The sequence below is a fragment of the Cupriavidus sp. C1SS-2L genome, from assembly GCF_057073735.1.
Genome location: NZ_CP172708.1, coordinates 2,587,105 through 2,604,749 on the forward strand (window position 1 = coordinate 2,587,105; position 17,645 = coordinate 2,604,749).

Here is a 17,645-nt window from a genome sequence, read left to right on the forward strand (position 1 = left end):
GTTCCCACCATGCCATCCCTGCAATCCGTCATTTCCTGCCTGTCCGATTACGATCCCGCCGCCCTGCCCGTGGACCAGGCCAACCGCATCATCGGCGAAGTGGTCGAACCCGTGCGCGGCATCGAGCAAGTGCCGATCCGCAGCGCGCTGGACCGCGTGCTGGCCGAGGACATCATCTCGCCGATCGATGTCCCCGCTCACGACAACTCGGCAATGGACGGCTACGCGATCGCCAGCAGTGCACTGCTGGCCGCCGATGCAGGACAAGTGGAACTCGAAGTCGTCAGTACCGCATTCGCGGGCGGCGGCTTGAGCAGCCAGCCGGGCGCGGGCCAGGCCGTGCGGATCATGACCGGCGCCGTCATGCCGGATAGCTGCGATACCGTCGTGCCGCAGGAATTCGTCGACGTGTTGGCAGACGGCAGCCGGATCCGCTTTGCCGCGGACACTGTGCGTGCCGGCGACAACCGCCGCCTGCGCGGCGAAGACCTCGCGCGCGGCCAGTCCGCGCTGCAGGCCGGCCGTATCATCCAGCCTGCCGACCTGGGCCTGCTCGCCTCGCTCGGCTTCGCCGAGGTACGCGTGCGCCGTCGTTTGCGCGTGGCGTTTTTCTCGACCGGCGACGAGCTGCGCTCGATCGGCGAGCCGCTGGACGCCGGTTGCGTCTACGACTCGAATCGCTACACGCTGCACGGCATGCTGCGGCGCCTGAATGTCGATCTGATCGACATGGGCGTAGTGCGCGACGACCCCGCGGCGCTGGAAGCCGCGTTCCGCACGGCCTGCGAGACGGCCGATGCGGTGATCACCTCGGGCGGCGTCTCGGTCGGCGAAGCCGACTATACCAAGCAGATCATGGCCAGCCTCGGCGATGTCACGTTCTGGAAGATTGCGATGCGCCCCGGGCGGCCGATGGCGTTCGGGCGGATCGCTTCGGGCGGGCGCGACGCGCTGCTCTTCGGCCTGCCGGGCAACCCGGTCGCCGTCATGGTGACCTTTTACCATTTCGTGCGCGCCGCGCTGCATCGACAGATGGGCGCCAACGTGCCGCCGCTGCCGCTGATGCGCGTGCGCAGCGCCCAAGCCATCCGCAAGAAGCCCGGCCGCACCGAATACCAGCGCGGCATACTTGCGCGCGCCGATGGCGGAGAGTGGGAGGTGCGCATCACCGGGCAACAGGGCTCCGGCGTGCTGCGCTCGATGAGCGAGGCCAACTGCTTCATCGTGCTGGCCCATGAACAGGGTGCGGTCCGGGCCGGCGACATGGTCGACGTGATGCTGTTCGACGGGCTGGTCTGAAGGACGCACGCCCACCCCGATCTGTCGTTTTTGCGCCGCATATTGATGCCTGCCGCCGAGCCGCGGCAGGTGAAATGCACGCCACCTCTCTGCCGGACTATGCTTGCGTCCGGGCAATCGCTACACTTGCCGCACGATTTTGAAACAATGTCCTCCCCCGTCATGAATCAGGAGATTGCCTACCTCCACCCGGTCAAGACCGCCCGCGCGCTGGTGCTGGTCTACCTGTGCTTTTCGGTGCCGATCGTCTCGCTGGGCCTGTTTGTCGCGTTCGTCCGCTACGGCGACCTGCCCGGCATTACCGTGTTCAGTGCATTGATCCTGAACGCGCTGATCGGATTCGGGCTGCTGTGGCTCGCCTGCAAAGCCTACAACTGGGTCGCCGCGCGTTTTGGCGGCATCGAAGTCCACGTACGCGAACTCGCTCCCGAAGAAGCGGAGCACTGATCAGCCCCCCGAAGGCCGGCGCGCATCACGCGCCGACCGGTCTCAGCCGCCTGCGTCTTCCGGCACCTCGGGCACGGCCGTGCCCAGTAACTGCTGCGCAGCCTCGCCAGGCAAAGCCTCTACCGTCCGCAGCTTGCGCGCCATCTGGCGCGTGCGAACCTCGGCCTGCTCGATATTCCGCGCCGCGCGTTCGAGCGTATCGCGGGTCTTGGCCAACACTTCCCCGAACTTCCCGAATTCCGTCTTCACGGCGCCCAGCACTTCCCACACCTCGCTCGACCGCTTTTCCAACGCGAGCGTACGGAAGCCCATCTGCAGGCTGTTGAGCAAGGCCGTCAGCGTCGTCGGCCCCGCCACCGTCACGCGGTAGTCGCGCTGCATGACGTCCGTCAGCCCAGGCCGGCGCAACACTTCGGCATACAGGCCTTCGGTCGGCAGGAACAGGATCGCGAAGTCGGTCGTGGCCGGCGGCGACAGGTACTTCTCCGAGATGGCCTGCGCCTCGCGCCGCAGTGCCACTTCGAGCTCGCGGCCAAAGGCAGCCACGCCGTCGACATCGCCACGCTCCTGGGCATCGAGCAGCCTCTCGTACTGTTCCTTGGGGAACTTGGCGTCGATCGGCAGCCACACCACGCCCTGTGCGGGATCCTTGCCCGGCAGACGGATGGCAAACTCTACGCGTGCGCCCGAGTTGCGCACAGTTTCCACATTCTTGCCGTACTGATCCGGCGTCAGCATCTGTTCGAGCAGCATTTCTAGCTGCACCTCGCCCCACGTGCCGCGCGACTTCACGTTGGTGAGCACCTTCTTCAGGTCCCCCACGCCCTGCGCGAGCATCTGCATCTCGCCAAGACCGCGATGCACCTGTTCGAGCCGCTCGGAAACCAGCTTGAACGATTCGCCGAGCCGCTGCTCCAGCGTCGCATGCAGCTTCTCGTCGACGGTCCGACGCATCTCGTCCAGCTTGGCGGCATTGTTCGCCTCGATATCGCGCAGCTTCTGCTCGAGCGTCGTGCGGACTTCCGCCAACCGGCGTTCGTTGGCTTCCGACATCTGCGCAAGCTGCTGCTGCAGGCCGTCGCCAAAGCGGCGCAGCGACACCGCCTGCTCGTCACGCGCCTGCTGCCCCTGCAGCAGCAGGTTCTGCCTGACGTGTTCGAGCTGCTGCGTGTTCGATTCCGTCAGCTTGGCGAGCTGCTGGGCAAAGGTGTCGATCTGGTTGTTCTGCAGCGTTGCGATGCTGGTCAGTTGCGACGACAGCGTCTGCTGGAAGCGCAGCATCTGCTGGGCAGACTCCGAACGGCCGCCGCGCGCGGCTTCGGCCACGTCGTTGCGCAGTTCGCGCTCGAGCCGCTCCATGCCGCGCTGGCTATCGGTTCGAGTATCGGCAAGCTCGCGCATCAGCTCCTCAGCCGCGGTAGGTGTCGCCTGCTGGCGCAGCAGCAGAACAACAAGCAGGGCGAGCGCCAGCAGCGCTACGCCCAGCGTCAGCAAGGGAATCCAGGTCATGAGTAAAACTTCAGCGGCGATGCCCCATCACGGCAGGGTCGATCACCGAAGGCGGATGGCCGGCATTGGGACCGGCGTCGAGCGCGGCGATCAGGTTGTCCGCGGCCAGCATCGCCATGGCGCGGCGCGTCTTCTCGGATGCGCTGGCGATGTGCGGCGTCAGCACCACGTTCGACACGGTCAGCAGGTCCGGATGGACATCGGGCTCGCCTTCGAACACGTCGAGGCCTGCGGCAAAGATGCGGCGAGTCTTGAGCGCATGGGCCAGCGCCTCGTCATCGACGATACCGCCGCGCGCAAGGTTGATCAGCGTGGCCGTCGGCTTCATCTGGGTCAGCTCCGTGGCGCCGATGGCATGGTGGCTTTCCGGCCCGTATGGCAGCACCAGCACCAGGTGATCGGACTGCTGCAGCAACTCGGCCTTGCTCACATAGCGCGCGTTGAGCGCGCGCTCGGTCGCCTCGGGCAGCTGGCTGCGGTTGTGATAGAGCACGGTCATGCCAAACCCGGCCGCGCGGCGTGCGAGCGCCTGGCCGATCCGCCCCATGCCGAGGATACCCAGCGTGCTGCCGTACACGTCCATGCCGACCAGCATGTCGTAGCTCCACCGCTGCCACCTGCCATCGCGCAGGTAGTGCTCGGACTCGGTCACGCGGCGCGCGGTGGCCATCAGCAGCGCCCAGCCGAAGTCGGCCGTGGTCTCCGTCAGCACATCGGGCGTATTGGTGGCGACGATGCCCGCCGCCGTCAGCGCGGGGATGTCGAGGTTGTTGTAGCCGACCGCCATATTGCAGACGGCACGCAGGTCGGGCAGTGCGGCGACCACGCCGCCATCGATGCGGTCGCCAGCGTTGGTGAGCACGCCCGCCTTGCCGGCCAGACGCGCCTTGAGCGCCGCAGCGTCGAGTACGACATCCTGCTGGTTGTCGTCGACCTCGAAGTACTGCGCAAGATGGTCGATGACATCGGGAAAAATGGCACGGGTGACAAGAATGGACGGCTTCATGGCATCACACACGGAAAAAGAGGAACGTCATCACCAGGAACAGCGGCAACAGGATGGAGCCAGACCATAGCATGTAGCCGAAGAAACTGGGCATGCGCAGGCCGCGGTTTTCTGCGATGGCCTTCACCATCAGGTTCGGCGCATTGCCGATATAGGTATTGGCGCCCATGAACACCGCGCCGGCCGAGATCGCGGCAAGTGTCGACGCGTCGCGTGTCATCAGCGTGGCGGCGTCGCCACCGCCGGTATTGAAGAACACGAGGTAGGTCGGCGCATTGTCCAGAAATGAAGAAAGTATGCCGGTTGCCCAGAAGTACATGCTGTCGACGGGCTGACCGTGGGCATCGCTCACGGCCCGCACCACGACGGCGAACGCACCATCGGTACCCGCCTTGAGCATGGCGATGACAGGAATGATTGTCAGGAAGATGCCGGCAAACAGCTTGCCCACCTCAAGAATCGGCTCCCAGCTGAACTCGTTGCCGCTGCGCGCGGTGTGCGGCGTCACCAGCAGCGAGACGATCGCCACCACCACGAGCAGTACGTCGCGCACCGCCGCCTGCAACGGCACCTCGGTACCGAGCACGTCGAACGAAATGCCAGGCTTCCACAGGCCGCTCATCAGCACCAGTCCCACCACCGCGAGCAACAGCACGAAATTGATCTTGCCTTCAATGCGGATGCCCAGCGTGTCTGGCGTCGGATCGCTGCGCTCGGGCAGCGCTTCTTCCTTGTTGAGGAAGTAGTGGCGATCGATCAGGTAGAAGATCGCAAGCAGCGCGGCACACAGGAACAGCGTCTCTGGAAGGATATTGCGCATGGTCCAGAAGAAATCCACGCCTTGCAGGAACCCCAGGAACAGCGGCGGGTCGCCGAGCGGCGTCAACGCCCCGCCCGCATTGGCCACGAGAAAGATGAAGAACACGACCACGTGGGCCACATGGCGGCGGTTGTCATTGGCGCGCAGCAGCGGACGGATCAGCAGCATGGCCGCGCCCGTTGTACCCATGAAGCTGGCCAGCAACGTACCCAGCGCCAGGATGCCGGTATTGAGGCGCGGCGTTCCATGCAGGTTGCCGCGCACGCAGATGCCGCCAGCAACGATATACAGCGCCGCGATCAGCGCGATGAACGGGATGTACTCGCCGAGCAACGCATGCACAGCACTTGCCAGCGCTGCATGTATGCCGAATACGGCGGCAAACGGCAGCAGGAACAGCAGGCCCCAGACCGCCGCGATCTTGCCGTAGTGGTGGTGCCAGAACCGCGGCGCGAGCAGCGGGACCAGCGCGATCGACAGCAACACGCCGGCGAACGGCAACCCCCACCAAGCGGACAGGGTCGCGCCGTCGACGTCGGCGGCGTGGGATAGCGAAGGAACGATGGCCAGCATTGCCGGCAGCGGCAACAGCACGCGGGCGCGTTGCATCAGATGGGCTCTCCTTTTGACAGTGCACGTGGCCGGCATTACCGCAGCGGAGTTTCCCCTGCGGCAATGCCGGCGCCTCGCGCGTGAACATGCCAGTGTAAATCAGGCGCCACTGCGTCCCGCGCGGCGCCGGCCGGACAGGCGCGGCGAGATCAGGCCTGGTCGACCAGGATCACGTGGACGCGGTACGGCCCGTGAGCACCGAGCACGATGGTCTGCTCGATGTCGCCGGTACGCGACGGACCGCTGATGATATTGGTTGCGCGCGGCAGCTCGCCGCGTTCGCTGCGCACCAGTGCAAAAGCGTCTTCGAGGCTGTCGACGATGCGCGATACGGGCACCACGGCGATATGCGTTTCGGGCAGCAACGCGGCCGAGGCAAACGTTTCGGGCCCAGACAGCAGCATCAGCGAACCGGTTTCGGCAATGGCGCAGAAGCAGCCGGTAATGCCGACCAAGTCACCATGGTCGTGATCGGCCTGTGGATCGCGCACCGGAGGCCGGCATTCGACCGTCATGCCGCTTTCCTGCCATGGCAGCGCGCCGAACGCATCCCACGCCACGGCGCGATGCGCGAGGTTCAGGCTGTCGAGGAAGCGCACCGTTGCGGCAGGCACGTCGTCGAGCGTGGCAACGCGATCGACTGTGGAAGCCATGCGCTGCGCCCAATCCATGAACGCTTCGGTACGGTCCGGCCGAGGCGTCGGGCGCGGCCCCTGCGGATGGCGCGCCAGATAGTCGGCCACGGCCTCGCGTTCGCCGCTGGTCACCTTGGGCGAACGCCCCTGCGCGGCGCGGATACGGGCAAAGATGCGATCACGGGCGTTGTTGGTTTCCATATGGCTTGGACAGGTTCAGAAAATGCGGTGCGATGCACGCCATTATAGAGACGCACCCTACCGCGCCCGTCTCTCCGAGCCGCTGAAAATGGCTACGCGGACGCCTTAACGTCGAATACCTGACGCAGGTAGGCCAGGTAGCCGGGGTCGTCGCACATGGTCTTTTCCGGGGTATCCGACAGCTTGGCCACCGGCTGGCCGTTGCAGCGGACCATCTTGATGACGATCTGCAACGGCGTGTAGCCGAGGTCGTTGGTCAGGTTGGTGCCGACGCCGAATGCCAGCTTGCAGCGGCCATGGAACCGCTCGTACAGCTCGATCACGCGCGGGATATCGAGGCTGTCGCTGAAGATCAGCGTCTTGCCGAGCGGATCGACACGATTGGCCGCGTAGTGCGCGAGCATCTTCTCGCCCCACAGGAACGGGTCACCGGAATCATGCCGAACGCCATCGAACAGCTTGCAGAAAAACAGATCGAAGTCCCGCAGGAACGCGTCGAAGCCGTAGGTGTCCGACAGCGCGATGCCCAGGTCGCCACGGTATTCGCGCGCCCAGTTCTCCAGCGCGAATACCTGTGAGTCGCGCAGGCGCGGACCCAGTGCCTGGCACGCCTGCAGGTACTCATGGGCCATGGTCCCCAGCGGCACCATATTGTGCCGGTATGCAAAAAGCACGTTGCTGGTGCCGGCCAGTTGCGCCCCCAGCGTCTTGCGTGTCGCCAGCAGGATTTCCTCCTGCCAGTCGCGCGAGAAGCGCCGGCGCGTGCCATAGTCGGCAATCACGCAGTCGCGGTACTTCGGCGCCCGCAGCAGCGTCAGCTTCTGTTCCAGCCGGCGACGCCCCTCGGTGAAGTCCGGCTGCGGCTGGGTGGCCCGGAAATAAACCTCGTTGACGATGGCCAGCAGCGGCACCTCGAACAGGATCGTGTGGAGCCACGAGCCGCGGATCGCAATCTCGATTTCACCATTGCCCTGCGGCGCCGGCTCGATCGACACGTATTTCTCGTTCAGGTGGAACAGCGCGAGGAAATCGACGAAATCGCTCTTGATGAAGCGCATGCTACGCAGGTAGGCAAGTTCGTCATCCGAGAAGCGAAGGCTGCACAGGTGGGCCACTTCCGCGCGGATCTCGTCGACATACGGAGTCAGGTCAACATCCGCGTTCCGGCACTTGAAGCGGTACTCGACCTGGGCCTGCGGGAAATGGTGCAGCACCACCTGCATCATCGTGAACTTGTACAGGTCGGTGTCGAGCAGGGATTGGATGATCATAACGGGCCAGACGGCGATGCCGGTTCAGGCACACATGCTAACCGAAGTCCGCGCTTGCCGGCGGGCGTGCGCCAGGATGGCAGTTCAGCCGCCATCGAGAAAAGGTTGTGGACGCCGGAGGACCCGAGCGCCTTGCACGCACCACAGGGGGCGCCCGTCGGTGGCCTGGCACGACACCAGCGTAGCCGACGCGCGCGGCACGTGTACGGGCAACGGATCGGCGAAGGCACCATTCTCGGCCATGATGCGCTCGGAATAAACCTGCCGTCCCGAACGTTGGAAGGTCAGCACCTGCACCATCTGCCCCGCTTCTGGCTGGAGCTCGGGCCCGCACGGCAACAGGCCGGCTCGCCCGCAACTGGCCATGGCATCTCCGGCGGGGGCCCGCGTGACGCTGAAGCTTTCCCAATCGAAGCTCGTCAGTGCCGCCAGCGTCACCGGCTGATCCGACCGCGTGCGCCAGGCCACCAGGCGGGATACCACGCTATCGGCCATGGCCGGCTCGGACAATGTCTGCGCAGTCGCAGCGGGCGCAGTTCCCAGCATATGGAGCGCGATTAACCCGTACAGCGTCAGGCGAAACACCCGCTTCCCGAACCCCGACGAACCAAAGCGCTGCTGGCAAGGCATGGTGAGTTTCTCCTGGTGGATCACGACGGCGGACGCGGCGCGCAAAGTGCTTCCGGCTCCATGGCATCGTGCCAGTACTGCACAGCCTGGCACAGACCTGTTCGCAATCAAATATACATAAAGAAATAAGAAAACTATCTGATCCAGCTATATAGACCCGCTATTCTTGCCAGAAGGCTCGGATACAATATCGGCTTCTGAAAGGCCACGGCACTCGCTCGTCCCGTGCAGCTCGCCCTCGGCGGACATGCACGGCCGTGCGCTGACATATAAGTGGCCGAAACCAGTTTCCCATTCAAAAGCCGACCCGTTTTCCTGGAACCGAAATGACTCACGTTGTCACCGAATCCTGCATCCGTTGCCGCTACACAGACTGCGTTGACGTATGTCCGGTGGATTGTTTCCGTGAAGGCCCGAATTTCCTGGCCATTGACCCGGATGAGTGTATCGACTGCGCCGTGTGCGTGGCCGAATGCCCGGTGAACGCCATTTACGCCGAGGAAGACGTTCCGGGCGACCAGCAGCAGTTCATTGACCTGAACGCCGAGCTGGCGCGCAACTGGCCGTCCATCACCAAAACCAAGGCCCCGCTGGCCGAGGCCGAAGAGTGGAAGGACGCGACCGACAAGCTGCAATACCTGCAGCGCTGAGCTGACTAGAAAGCCGTCCCCACGCGCTTTCCGCAATGCCGGGCACGCGGTGCCCACAACGTATCAGGACGATTATGGACTTGAGCATTCCCAATCCCGTTGCCGACACGACGAAGGCCGCTGACGCCGGTACCGCTGGCGGCCAGCCGCTGGAAATCGATGCGCTGATTGTCGGTGCCGGCCCGGTCGGGCTGTTCCAGGTGTTCGAGCTGGGCCTGCTCGAAATCAAGGCGCACGTCATCGACTCCCTCAAGGTGGTCGGCGGCCAGTGCGTCGAGCTGTATCCGGACAAGCCCATCTACGATATCCCGGCCGTGCCGAGCTGCACCGGCCAGGAACTGACCGACAACCTGCTCAAGCAGATCGAGCCGTTCGGCCCCACTTTCCACCTGGGGCAGGAAGTCGCCGTGGTCGAGCGCCGTGATGACGGCCGCTTCTTCGTCGAGACCTCGCTCGGAACGCGCTTCATCACGAAAACCATCTTCATCGCCGCGGGCGTGGGCTCGTTCCAGCCGCGTACGCTGAAGGTCGACGGCATCGACAAGTTCGACGGCAAGCAGCTGTTCTACCGCGTCAAGGATCCGAGCCGCTTCCACGGCCGCAACCTGGTGATCGTCGGTGGCGGCGACTCCGCCCTTGACTGGACGCTGGACCTGGTTGGCAAGGCCGAGTCGGTGGTGATGATCCACCGCCGCGACGGCTTCCGCGCCGCGCCGGCATCGGTCGCCAAGATGAAGGAACTGTGCGAACAGATGGAAATGCAGTTCCTGGTCGGACAGATCGGCGGCTATGAAGAAAAGGACGGCGTGCTCACCGAGATCAAGGTGACCGGCGCCGACGGCGTGACCCGCCGCCTGCCGGTGGACGACGTGCTGGTGTTCTTCGGCCTGTCGCCGAAGCTCGGCCCGATCGCCGAGTGGGGCCTGGACCTGGAACGCAAGCAGATCAAGGTGGACACCGAGAAGTTCCAGACCAATATCCCGGGCATTTTCGCGGTGGGCGACATCAACACCTACCCCGGCAAGAAGAAGCTGATCCTGTCTGGCTTCCACGAGGCCGCACTGGCCGCGTTCGGTGCTGCGCCGTATATCTTCCCGGAAAAGAAGATCCACATGCAGTACACCACCACCTCGCCGAAGCTGCACAAGGTGCTTGGCGTGGAATCGCCGGTGTTCGACTGATCACGGCGCGACCCGCCGCGATCGAAGAAAAAGGCCGCCGAAATGGCGGCTTTTTTCTTTTGGCTGTAAGTCCGGCGCGCCGCTATAATGCGGCCTCGCTGTTGGATGCGACGCTGCGGAGAGCCAAACAGGCCTTCTCTGCACAGCGCCCGCGGCAGCCAGTCATCTCGCCATTACAAACCGGCGGCAACAAAAAGATGCCGAAGGGTATTGACGAAGGAATGAGAAGCTGGCTATAATTTCTTGCTGTTCCCCGATAGCTCAGTCGGTAGAGCGCCGGACTGTTAATCCGTAGGTCCCTGGTTCGAGCCCAGGTCGGGGAGCCATCCGATACAAGACGAAGGCCGATGCGAAAGCATCGGCCTTTTTCTTTTTCTCACTTCAGCGTGCTTGCGGCACTTCCCGCATCGTTGCGATCGAAGTAGCGCCCAGGCGGCGGCATTGGAGTCGCCTTTACGCCCTCCCCCCCGCATTAAGAGCCCATCCAGACGTTTCAGAACGTCTTGCTGATCGACGCCCATGCCGTCGCCTTGCCCATGTAATTTCCCCTGGCATTGGTATAGACGGTTTTGTCGGCATTCGTGTCGATATACGCCGCCACCGACACCGAAAAGCCCTTGCCCAGGTCCTTGGTCAGGCCTAGCTTCCAGTCCGTGTACGACGCATCGGTGATCTGCACCTTCTGGTAGCCCACGTGCGCGTTCAGCGTCAGTCCCCACACATTGAGCGGCACGTTCGCCGACAGGTCGGCATACCAGCTGTGCTTGCTGTCGGCAAACCCGAACAGGTTCGTCGGCGCGTAGGAGTATTTCAGGAACACTGGGCCATAGCCGATGCCCGCGTACAGCTCGGTGGAAGTGATTGCAATAAAAAGCGCTGCGCTGCCCTACCCTGCAAATCGGTAGCCTACGCCGACTTCAGTGAGCAGATGCGCTGGCTGCGCAGGGTCTGCCTCGAGCTTGTGACGCAGATGGCCCATGTAGACGCGCAGGTACTGGCTGCTCTCGGAATGCGATGGTCCCCAGACCTCCCGCAGCAACTCGCGGTGCGTCATCACCTTGCCGCGATGCGCGATCAGCACCGATAGCAGGCGGTATTCGATCGGCGTCAGGTGCACGGGCTCTCCGGCACGCGTGACCATGCGGTTGGCAAGATCAACCTGCACCTCGCCAAAGGCGATCTGCGCAGAGCCGTGCGGATTCGACCGCGCATGCCGGCGCAGCAGCACGCGCAGGCGCGCCACCAGTTCGCCCACGCCGAACGGTTTGGTCAGGTAGTCGTCGGCGCCTGCATCCAGCGCGCCGATCTTGTCTTCTTCTGCACTGCGGGCCGACAGCACCAGCACCGGCACTTCGGTCCAGGTGCGCACTTCACGGATCAGGTCAACGCCATCGCCGTCGGGCAGGCCAAGATCGAGGATCACCAGGTCGGGCTGGCGCGTGCCGGCCTCGATCAGCCCGCGCTTGAGCGAATCGGCCTCGTGCACCGTGCAGCCCTCGGCCTGCAGCGCCGCACGCACGAAACGGCGGATATGAGGTTCGTCCTCGACGAGCAGCACCGTGGGCGAAAACTCGAAAGGCATCTGTTGCACTCCATCTATGTGTGTCCGCGCGGATTTATGCGGGAATGTCCGCGGCTTCGGGCTCGATCACCGGCGGATTGCCGCGCGGCAAGGCCACTATGAATCGTGCACCGATGCCAGCCCCTGCCGTGGCAGCATCGCGCACAGGCTCGACCCAGATCCGTCCGCCATGCGCCTGCACGATCGCGTCGCAGACGGCAAGGCCCAGGCCCACGCCAGTTGTCACCGATTCACGTTCACCGCGCGTGAACTTCTCGAAAATCTGCCGTTCGCTGCCGGGGGGCACGCCGGGGCCATCATCTTCCACCACGAGGCGCACCTCGTCGTCCACGACCTCCGCGCGGATGCGGATTTCGGTTCCGGCAGGCGTGTACTTGGCGGCGTTCTCCAGCAGGTTGCACAGCACGCGATCCATCAGCACGGCATCGCACTCCACCAGCGGCATCTTGTGCAGATCCGCCACCGCGACACGATGTCCGACAAGCGCATCGCGCAAGGCTCCAAGCGCCGCGCCAACAAGCTCCTCGAACGACTGCCACTCCTTCTGCATGCGCACGTCCCGCCCTTGCAACCGCGCCATGTCGAGTAGGTTGACGACCATCGTGCTCATGCGCCTGGCCTGGTCACGCATCGCCGAGACCGTATCCGCTACGCGCGGCGCGAGCGGCGGATCGCCGCGCTGCAGGGTCTCGGCCATGCCGATCAGGCTGGTCAGCGGCGTGCGCAGGTCATGCGACACCGCGGCCAGCAGCGAACTGCGCAACCGCTCCGACTCCATCGACAACAGCGCCCGCTGCGCGACGTCTACGTAGTGCAGCCGTTCGATGGTGATGGCGATCAGCGTCGCGAATACATCGACCTGGCGCCGCAGTGCCGGCTGCGCAAATGCGCGCCACGCCTGCGGCTCGACGGCCAGCACGCCACGCGTCTGCATCGGCGCCTTGAGCGGCAGGTACAGCACGGTACCGGCCGGCAGCGTATGGGTGCCTGTGCCGGCCGGCTGGCCATGGTCGAACACCCACTGCGCGAGCACGCGGTCGATCGCGTCGCTGTGCCCGCCGGCCTGTCCCTGCGTATCCACCACAGGCGGCAGCAGCCGGCCGTCCGGTCCGACGAGGAAGAATGCCGAGCGTGCGTCGAAGGCCGCGCGCAGGAAGCGGCTGCCAATCGAGACGATCTGCTCGTTCATCAGGGCCGACGACAGTTCGCGCGCGAGCTCGTACAGCGTGCGCGCATCGGTCTCGCGTTGCACCGCGACTTCGGCCTGTTCGCGCAGTCCGGCCGTGAGCTGACCGATGACCAGGCCGACCGACAGCAGCACCAGGAAGGTCAGCAGGTACTGCACGTCGCTCACGCTAAACGACATTCGCGGGGGCACGAAGAAGAAATCGAATGCGCCCACGGCAACTACCGAGGCCAGTGCCGCCGCCGCGCGGCCATGGCGCAGCGCCACGCCGACCACCGCCACCAGGAACAGCATGGCGATGTTGACAAGGTCGAACCACGGCCGTGCGAGCATCGACACCGCCGTCGCGCCGGCGCACCACGCAATGGCCCACAGGTACGACTGCATGCGCACGCGACGCTCCTGTGCGTGCGCGGCCTCGCTTTCGTCGAGCGGGATCGGCGCGCTGGCGGGCTTGACGTCTACGCGCGTGGAATCGGCCGCGACGCGTATCACGTCGATCTCCGGGCACGCGGCCGACAGTGCATCGGCAAAGCTCTTGCGGCCGAACAGCCATGCGCGCGCGCCCAGGAATGGAGATAGTACCCAGGCCAGTAGCGAACGCCCCTGCATCAGCAGCGAGTCATCTTCGCGCCGCCATCGCGTCGGCGTGCGGCCAAGCACGACCTTGGTCAAGTTGTGCCGCCGGACATAGCCGGCCACCGCCTGCACCATGTCGCTGCCGGCCAGCGTCTCGGTGCGCGCGCCGAGTTCCTCGGCCAGCCGCATCGCCGACTCCAGCCGCACGCGCTCGGCATCGGGGACGGATGCCAGTCGCGGCGCCGCTACCGTGATCACATGGCAGTCGCAATCGAGCTGGCCGGCCAGCCGGCGCGCGCTCCTGACGACCTGCTCGGCATCGCTGCCAGTGCCGATGCAGGCGAGCACCGCCTCGCGCGTGCGCCACACCGACTGGATCGATTCGGCGCGGCGATAGGCACGCACATCGTCATCGACACGGTCCGCGGTACGGCGCAATGCCAGTTCACGCAGGGCAATCAGGTTGCCCTTGCGGAAGAAGTTGCGCACCGCATGGCGGGCCTGCTCGGGCAGGTAGACCTTGCCTTCACGCAAGCGCCGCAGCAACTCGTCGGCCGGCAGGTCAACGAGGATCACTTCGTCGGCGCCGTCGAACACGGCGTCCGGCACGGTTTCCCAGACGCGAATGCCGGTAATGCCGCCGACGGCTTCATTGAGGCTGTCCAGGTGCTGCACGTTGACGGTCGTCCAGACGTCGATGCCAGACGACTGCAGTTCCTGGATGTCCTGCCAGCGTTTCGGGTGGCGGCTGCCCGCAGCATTGGAATGGGCCAACTCGTCGACGAGAACCAGCGCCGGACGACGCGCCAGCGCACCGTCGAGATCGAACTCCTTGAGCACGCGGTCGCGGTACGGCACGTCCTTCATGGGCAGGCGCTCGATGCCATCGATCAGTGCCTCGGTCTCGGCGCGGCCATGCGTTTCGACCACGCCGATGACCACGTCCACGCCCTGCTCTCGCAGCGACCGCGCCGCGGCAAGCATGGCAAAGGTCTTGCCCACGCCGGCCGAGGCACCGAAATAGACGCGCAGCTTGCCACGCGCGGCGCGCGCGCCCTCCTCCTGCATGCGTTGCAGCAGGGTGTCCGGATCCGGACGTTCGGCGGGAGATCGCAATTCGGGCATGGTCAGCTGCGCCGCCCGGCGTGGGGGCAGCCGCAGTCAGATTGTGCCACGCGCACCGCGTGCCTATTTGCCCGATGCCGCATCCAGCGCCAGGTTCAGTTTGAGCACGTTGACGCCTGGGGCACCCAGCACCGCCAGCCGGGGCGATTCCATGTTCGCCTTGATCAGATCCTGGACCTTTTCGAGCGGCAGGCTACGCAGCCGCGCGACGCGCGGCGCCTGGTAGTCCGCTGCGGCGATGCTGATGTGCGGATCGAGACCGCTGCCGGAAGCGGTGACCAGATCCACCGGCACCGCTGCCTTGTTGTCAGGATCCGCCGCACGCAACGCATCGATGCGCGCACGCGCCGCATCGGTCAGCGCCGGGTTGGTCGGCCCAAGGTTCGAACCGGCCGACGCTCCGGCGTTGTACGGCATTGGCGCGGTGGCCGACAGGCGACCCCAGAAGTACTTCGGGTCCGAGAACGGCTGGCCAATCAGCGACGAGCCCACGGCCTTGCCGTCCCTGACGATCAACGAGCCGGCTGCCTGCTCCGGGAACACGGCTTTCGACACCGCCGTGATCACGCCCGGGTACAACAGCCCCGTCACCAGCGACAGCACGACGAAAACCACCGCCACGGGCCGCAACAGTCCGCCTTGCAGCGGTGCCGCCGGCGCGGATTGCGTGGATTGCGCTTGCATATTCATGAGTTCCTCTCAATGCAGGAATAGGGTCAGACCCAGCCCAGCAGGGCCAGCGCCATGTCTATCAGCTTGATCCCGACAAACGGCACGAGAATGCCGCCAAGGCCGTAGATCAGCAGGTTGCGACGCAGCAGCACCGCCGCGCCGAGCGGCCGGTAGGCGACGCCCTTGAGCGCCAGCGGGATCAGCGCGACGATGATCAGCGCATTGAAGATCACCGCCGACATGATCGCGGACGCCGGCGTGCTCAGCCCCATCACGTTCAGCAGGTTGAGCTGCGGATAGGTCGTGGCAAAGGCAGCCGGAATGATGGCGAAGTACTTGGCAATGTCGTTGGCCACGCTGAACGTGGTCAGCGAACCGCGCGTCATCAGCATCTGCTTGCCGATCTCGACGATCTCGATCAGCTTGGTCGGGTTGCTGTCGAGGTCGACCATATTGCCTGCCTCCTTCGCCGCCTGCGTGCCGCTGTTCATCGCCACGGCGACGTCGGCCTGCGCCAGCGCGGGCGCGTCGTTGGTGCCGTCGCCGGTCATCGCCACCAGGCGTCCCTCGCCCTGGTACTGGCGGATCAGCTTGAGCTTCGCTTCAGGCGTGGCCTCGGCAAGGAAGTCATCGACGCCCGCCTCGGCCGCGATGGTCGCCGCGGTAAGCCGGTTGTCGCCCGTAATCATCACGGTCTTGATGCCCATCTTGCGCAATTCGGCAAAGCGCTCACGGATACCGGTCTTGACGATGTCCTTGAGCTCGACCACGCCGAGCACGCGCACATTGCCGTCGGATCCCTCGGCCACCACCAGCGGCGTGCTGCCGGCACCGGCAACGTCGTCGACGGCCTGCATCACGGCTTCCGGGAACTTGCCCGCGCGTTCGGTCACGAAGCGGCGCACCGCGTCGGCAGCGCCCTTGCGTACGATGCGTTCGCTGTCTCCATTGCGCAGGTCCACCCCGCTCATGCGCGTCTGCGCCGTGAACGGCACGAACACCGGGCGCAGCTCCGCCATGTCCGGCGCGGCAACCCCTTGCTGCTGGCGCGCCAGCGTCACGATGCTGCGGCCTTCGGGCGTTTCGTCGGCGAGCGACGACAGCCACGCTGCCTGCGCAAGCTGCTGCGCCGAGATGCCCGGTGCCGGCACAAAGCGCGCGGCCTGGCGGTTGCCATGCGTGATGGTGCCGGTCTTGTCGAGCAGCAGCACGTCGACGTCGCCTGCCGCTTCCACGGCACGGCCCGAGGTGGCGATGACGTTGGCCTCCATCATGCGGCTCATGCCGGCCACGCCGATCGCAGACAGCAGGCCGCCGATCGTGGTCGGAATCAGGCAAACGAGCAGCGCGACCAGTACGGTGATCGTGACCGGCATGCCGGCCTTGGTGACCAGCACGCTGTAGAGCGAGAACGGCAGCAGCGTGGCGGTCGCCAGGAGCAGCACGATGGTCAGGCCCACCAGCAGGATGGTCAGCGCGAGTTCGTTCGGCGTCTTCTGCCGCTTGGCGCCCTCGACCATGCTGATCATGCGGTCGATGAAGCTCTCGCCCGGGTTGGTGGTGATGCGCACCACGATCCAGTCGGACAGCACGCGCGTGCCGCCGGTCACCGACGAGAAGTCGCCGCCGGATTCGCGGATCACGGGCGCCGATTCGCCAGTGATGGCGCTTTCGTCCACCGACGCCACGCCCTCGATCACTTCACCGTCGCCGGGGATCATGTCGCCGGCCTGGACCTGCACGATGTCGCCGCGCCGCAGGGTTGTAGCCGCGCGCGTTTCCATCGCACCGCCTCGCTTGCCGTCCACGAGTACGTGCGCCATGGCGGTCGTCTTCAGACCACGCAGCGATTCCGCCTGCTGCTTGCTTCGCCCTTCGGCCAGCGCCTCGGCAAAGTTGGCGAACAGCACCGTGAACCACAACCAGACCGAGACGGCCAGGATAAAGCCGGCGCTTTCGCCTCCCGCCACCGGCGAAGCCAGCGCCTTGAGGAACAGGACAGTGGTCAGGCTGCTGCCGACATACACCACGAACATCACCGGGTTGCGCACCTGATCGCGTGGCGACAGCTTCTTCACTGCGGCCAGCAAAGCCGGCTTGACGAGTTCGGCAGCGAACATGCCGCGGCGCGGCGGACGATGCGGATGCTGGCCATGCGGACGGTTGGCGGCGCCCGATGGCTGGGCGGCCTTGGCCGCCGATGCATTGGTTCTGGATGCGGCGCCGCCGGTCTTGCCTTG

At 65.2% G+C, this 17,645-nt stretch carries 14 protein-coding genes, 1 tRNA gene and 1 pseudogene; 5 read left to right on the forward strand and 11 right to left on the reverse strand.

The features are described 5' to 3' along the window. Positions 1-9 precede the first annotated feature (9 nt). Complete coding sequence (moeA, locus tag ACIGJG_RS11975; protein ID WP_483672384.1) at positions 10-1,299, forward strand: molybdopterin molybdotransferase MoeA; 1,290 nt, start codon at positions 10-12, stop codon at positions 1,297-1,299. 162 nt (positions 1,300-1,461) lie between these two features. Then, positions 1,462-1,746 carry a hypothetical protein gene (locus ACIGJG_RS11980; RefSeq protein ID WP_011298433.1) on the forward strand — a complete coding sequence of 95 codons (285 nt, stop codon included), beginning with the start codon at positions 1,462-1,464 and terminating at the stop codon, positions 1,744-1,746. 42 nt (positions 1,747-1,788) lie between these two features. Here ACIGJG_RS11980 and ACIGJG_RS11985 read toward each other — a convergent pair whose 3' ends face one another. The 6 genes from ACIGJG_RS11985 to ACIGJG_RS12010 all read right to left on the reverse strand — a co-directional run bounded on the left by ACIGJG_RS11985 (position 1,789) and on the right by ACIGJG_RS12010 (position 8,430). Beyond that, positions 1,789-3,255, reverse strand: a complete 1,467-nt coding sequence (locus ACIGJG_RS11985) for a DNA recombination protein RmuC (RefSeq protein WP_483672385.1) — start codon at positions 3,253-3,255, stop codon at positions 1,789-1,791. 10 nt (positions 3,256-3,265) lie between these two features. After that, the gene (locus ACIGJG_RS11990; protein WP_483672386.1) at positions 3,266-4,261 is read right to left on the reverse strand and encodes a 2-hydroxyacid dehydrogenase; all 996 of its coding nucleotides are present in this window, start codon (positions 4,259-4,261) and stop codon (positions 3,266-3,268) included. A 4-nt stretch (positions 4,262-4,265) separates the two neighbouring features. Further along, positions 4,266-5,690 carry a sodium:proton antiporter gene (locus tag ACIGJG_RS11995; RefSeq protein WP_483672387.1) on the reverse strand — a complete coding sequence of 475 codons (1,425 nt, stop codon included), beginning with the start codon at positions 5,688-5,690 and terminating at the stop codon, positions 4,266-4,268. A gap of 152 nt (positions 5,691-5,842) precedes the next feature. Further along, positions 5,843-6,529: a LutC/YkgG family protein gene (locus tag ACIGJG_RS12000; RefSeq protein WP_011298437.1), complete on the reverse strand. Its 687-nt coding sequence runs from the start codon at positions 6,527-6,529 to the stop codon at positions 5,843-5,845. Positions 6,530-6,621: 92 nt separating this feature from the next. Continuing rightward, positions 6,622-7,800 (reverse strand): nicotinate phosphoribosyltransferase, encoded by a 1,179-nt coding sequence (pncB, locus tag ACIGJG_RS12005; protein ID WP_140950604.1) that lies wholly within the window; start codon positions 7,798-7,800, stop codon positions 6,622-6,624. An 84-nt stretch (positions 7,801-7,884) separates the two neighbouring features. Beyond that, positions 7,885-8,430, reverse strand: coding sequence for a hypothetical protein (locus ACIGJG_RS12010; protein ID WP_011298439.1), 546 nt, complete (start codon positions 8,428-8,430; stop codon positions 7,885-7,887). A 326-nt stretch (positions 8,431-8,756) separates the two neighbouring features. On the opposite strand from ACIGJG_RS12010, the gene fdxA reads away from it, so the two are divergent. The 3 genes from fdxA (at position 8,757) to ACIGJG_RS12025 (ending at position 10,587) form a co-directional block, all read left to right on the forward strand. Beyond that, on the forward strand, positions 8,757-9,080 hold the full coding sequence (gene fdxA / locus ACIGJG_RS12015) for a ferredoxin FdxA (protein ID WP_010814656.1): 324 nt from the start codon (positions 8,757-8,759) through the stop codon (positions 9,078-9,080). Positions 9,081-9,154: 74 nt separating this feature from the next. Then, entirely contained in the window at positions 9,155-10,261 is a 1,107-nt protein-coding gene (locus tag ACIGJG_RS12020; protein WP_011298440.1) for an NAD(P)/FAD-dependent oxidoreductase, read from the forward strand. A gap of 250 nt (positions 10,262-10,511) precedes the next feature. Next, positions 10,512-10,587 (forward strand) — tRNA-Asn (locus ACIGJG_RS12025). A 167-nt stretch (positions 10,588-10,754) separates the two neighbouring features. On the opposite strand, the pseudogene ACIGJG_RS12030 reads toward ACIGJG_RS12025, so the two are convergent. The 5 genes and pseudogenes from ACIGJG_RS12030 to kdpB form a co-directional block, all read right to left on the reverse strand. Then, positions 10,755-11,117 (reverse strand): annotated as a pseudogene (locus ACIGJG_RS12030) (TorF family putative porin); the annotation flags it as partial. A gap of 30 nt (positions 11,118-11,147) precedes the next feature. Continuing rightward, on the reverse strand, positions 11,148-11,843 hold the full coding sequence (gene kdpE / locus ACIGJG_RS12035; RefSeq protein WP_483672389.1) for a two-component system response regulator KdpE: 696 nt from the start codon (positions 11,841-11,843) through the stop codon (positions 11,148-11,150). 34 nt (positions 11,844-11,877) lie between these two features. Then, entirely contained in the window at positions 11,878-14,733 is a 2,856-nt protein-coding gene (locus tag ACIGJG_RS12040; RefSeq protein ID WP_483672390.1) for a DUF4118 domain-containing protein, read from the reverse strand. Between the two features lie 63 nt (positions 14,734-14,796). Next, positions 14,797-15,423, reverse strand: a complete 627-nt coding sequence (gene kdpC, locus ACIGJG_RS12045; protein WP_041679661.1) for a potassium-transporting ATPase subunit KdpC — start codon at positions 15,421-15,423, stop codon at positions 14,797-14,799. A gap of 26 nt (positions 15,424-15,449) precedes the next feature. After that, positions 15,450-17,525, reverse strand: coding sequence for a potassium-transporting ATPase subunit KdpB (gene kdpB / locus ACIGJG_RS12050; RefSeq protein WP_425291321.1), 2,076 nt, complete (start codon positions 17,523-17,525; stop codon positions 15,450-15,452). Positions 17,526-17,645 lie beyond the last annotated feature (120 nt).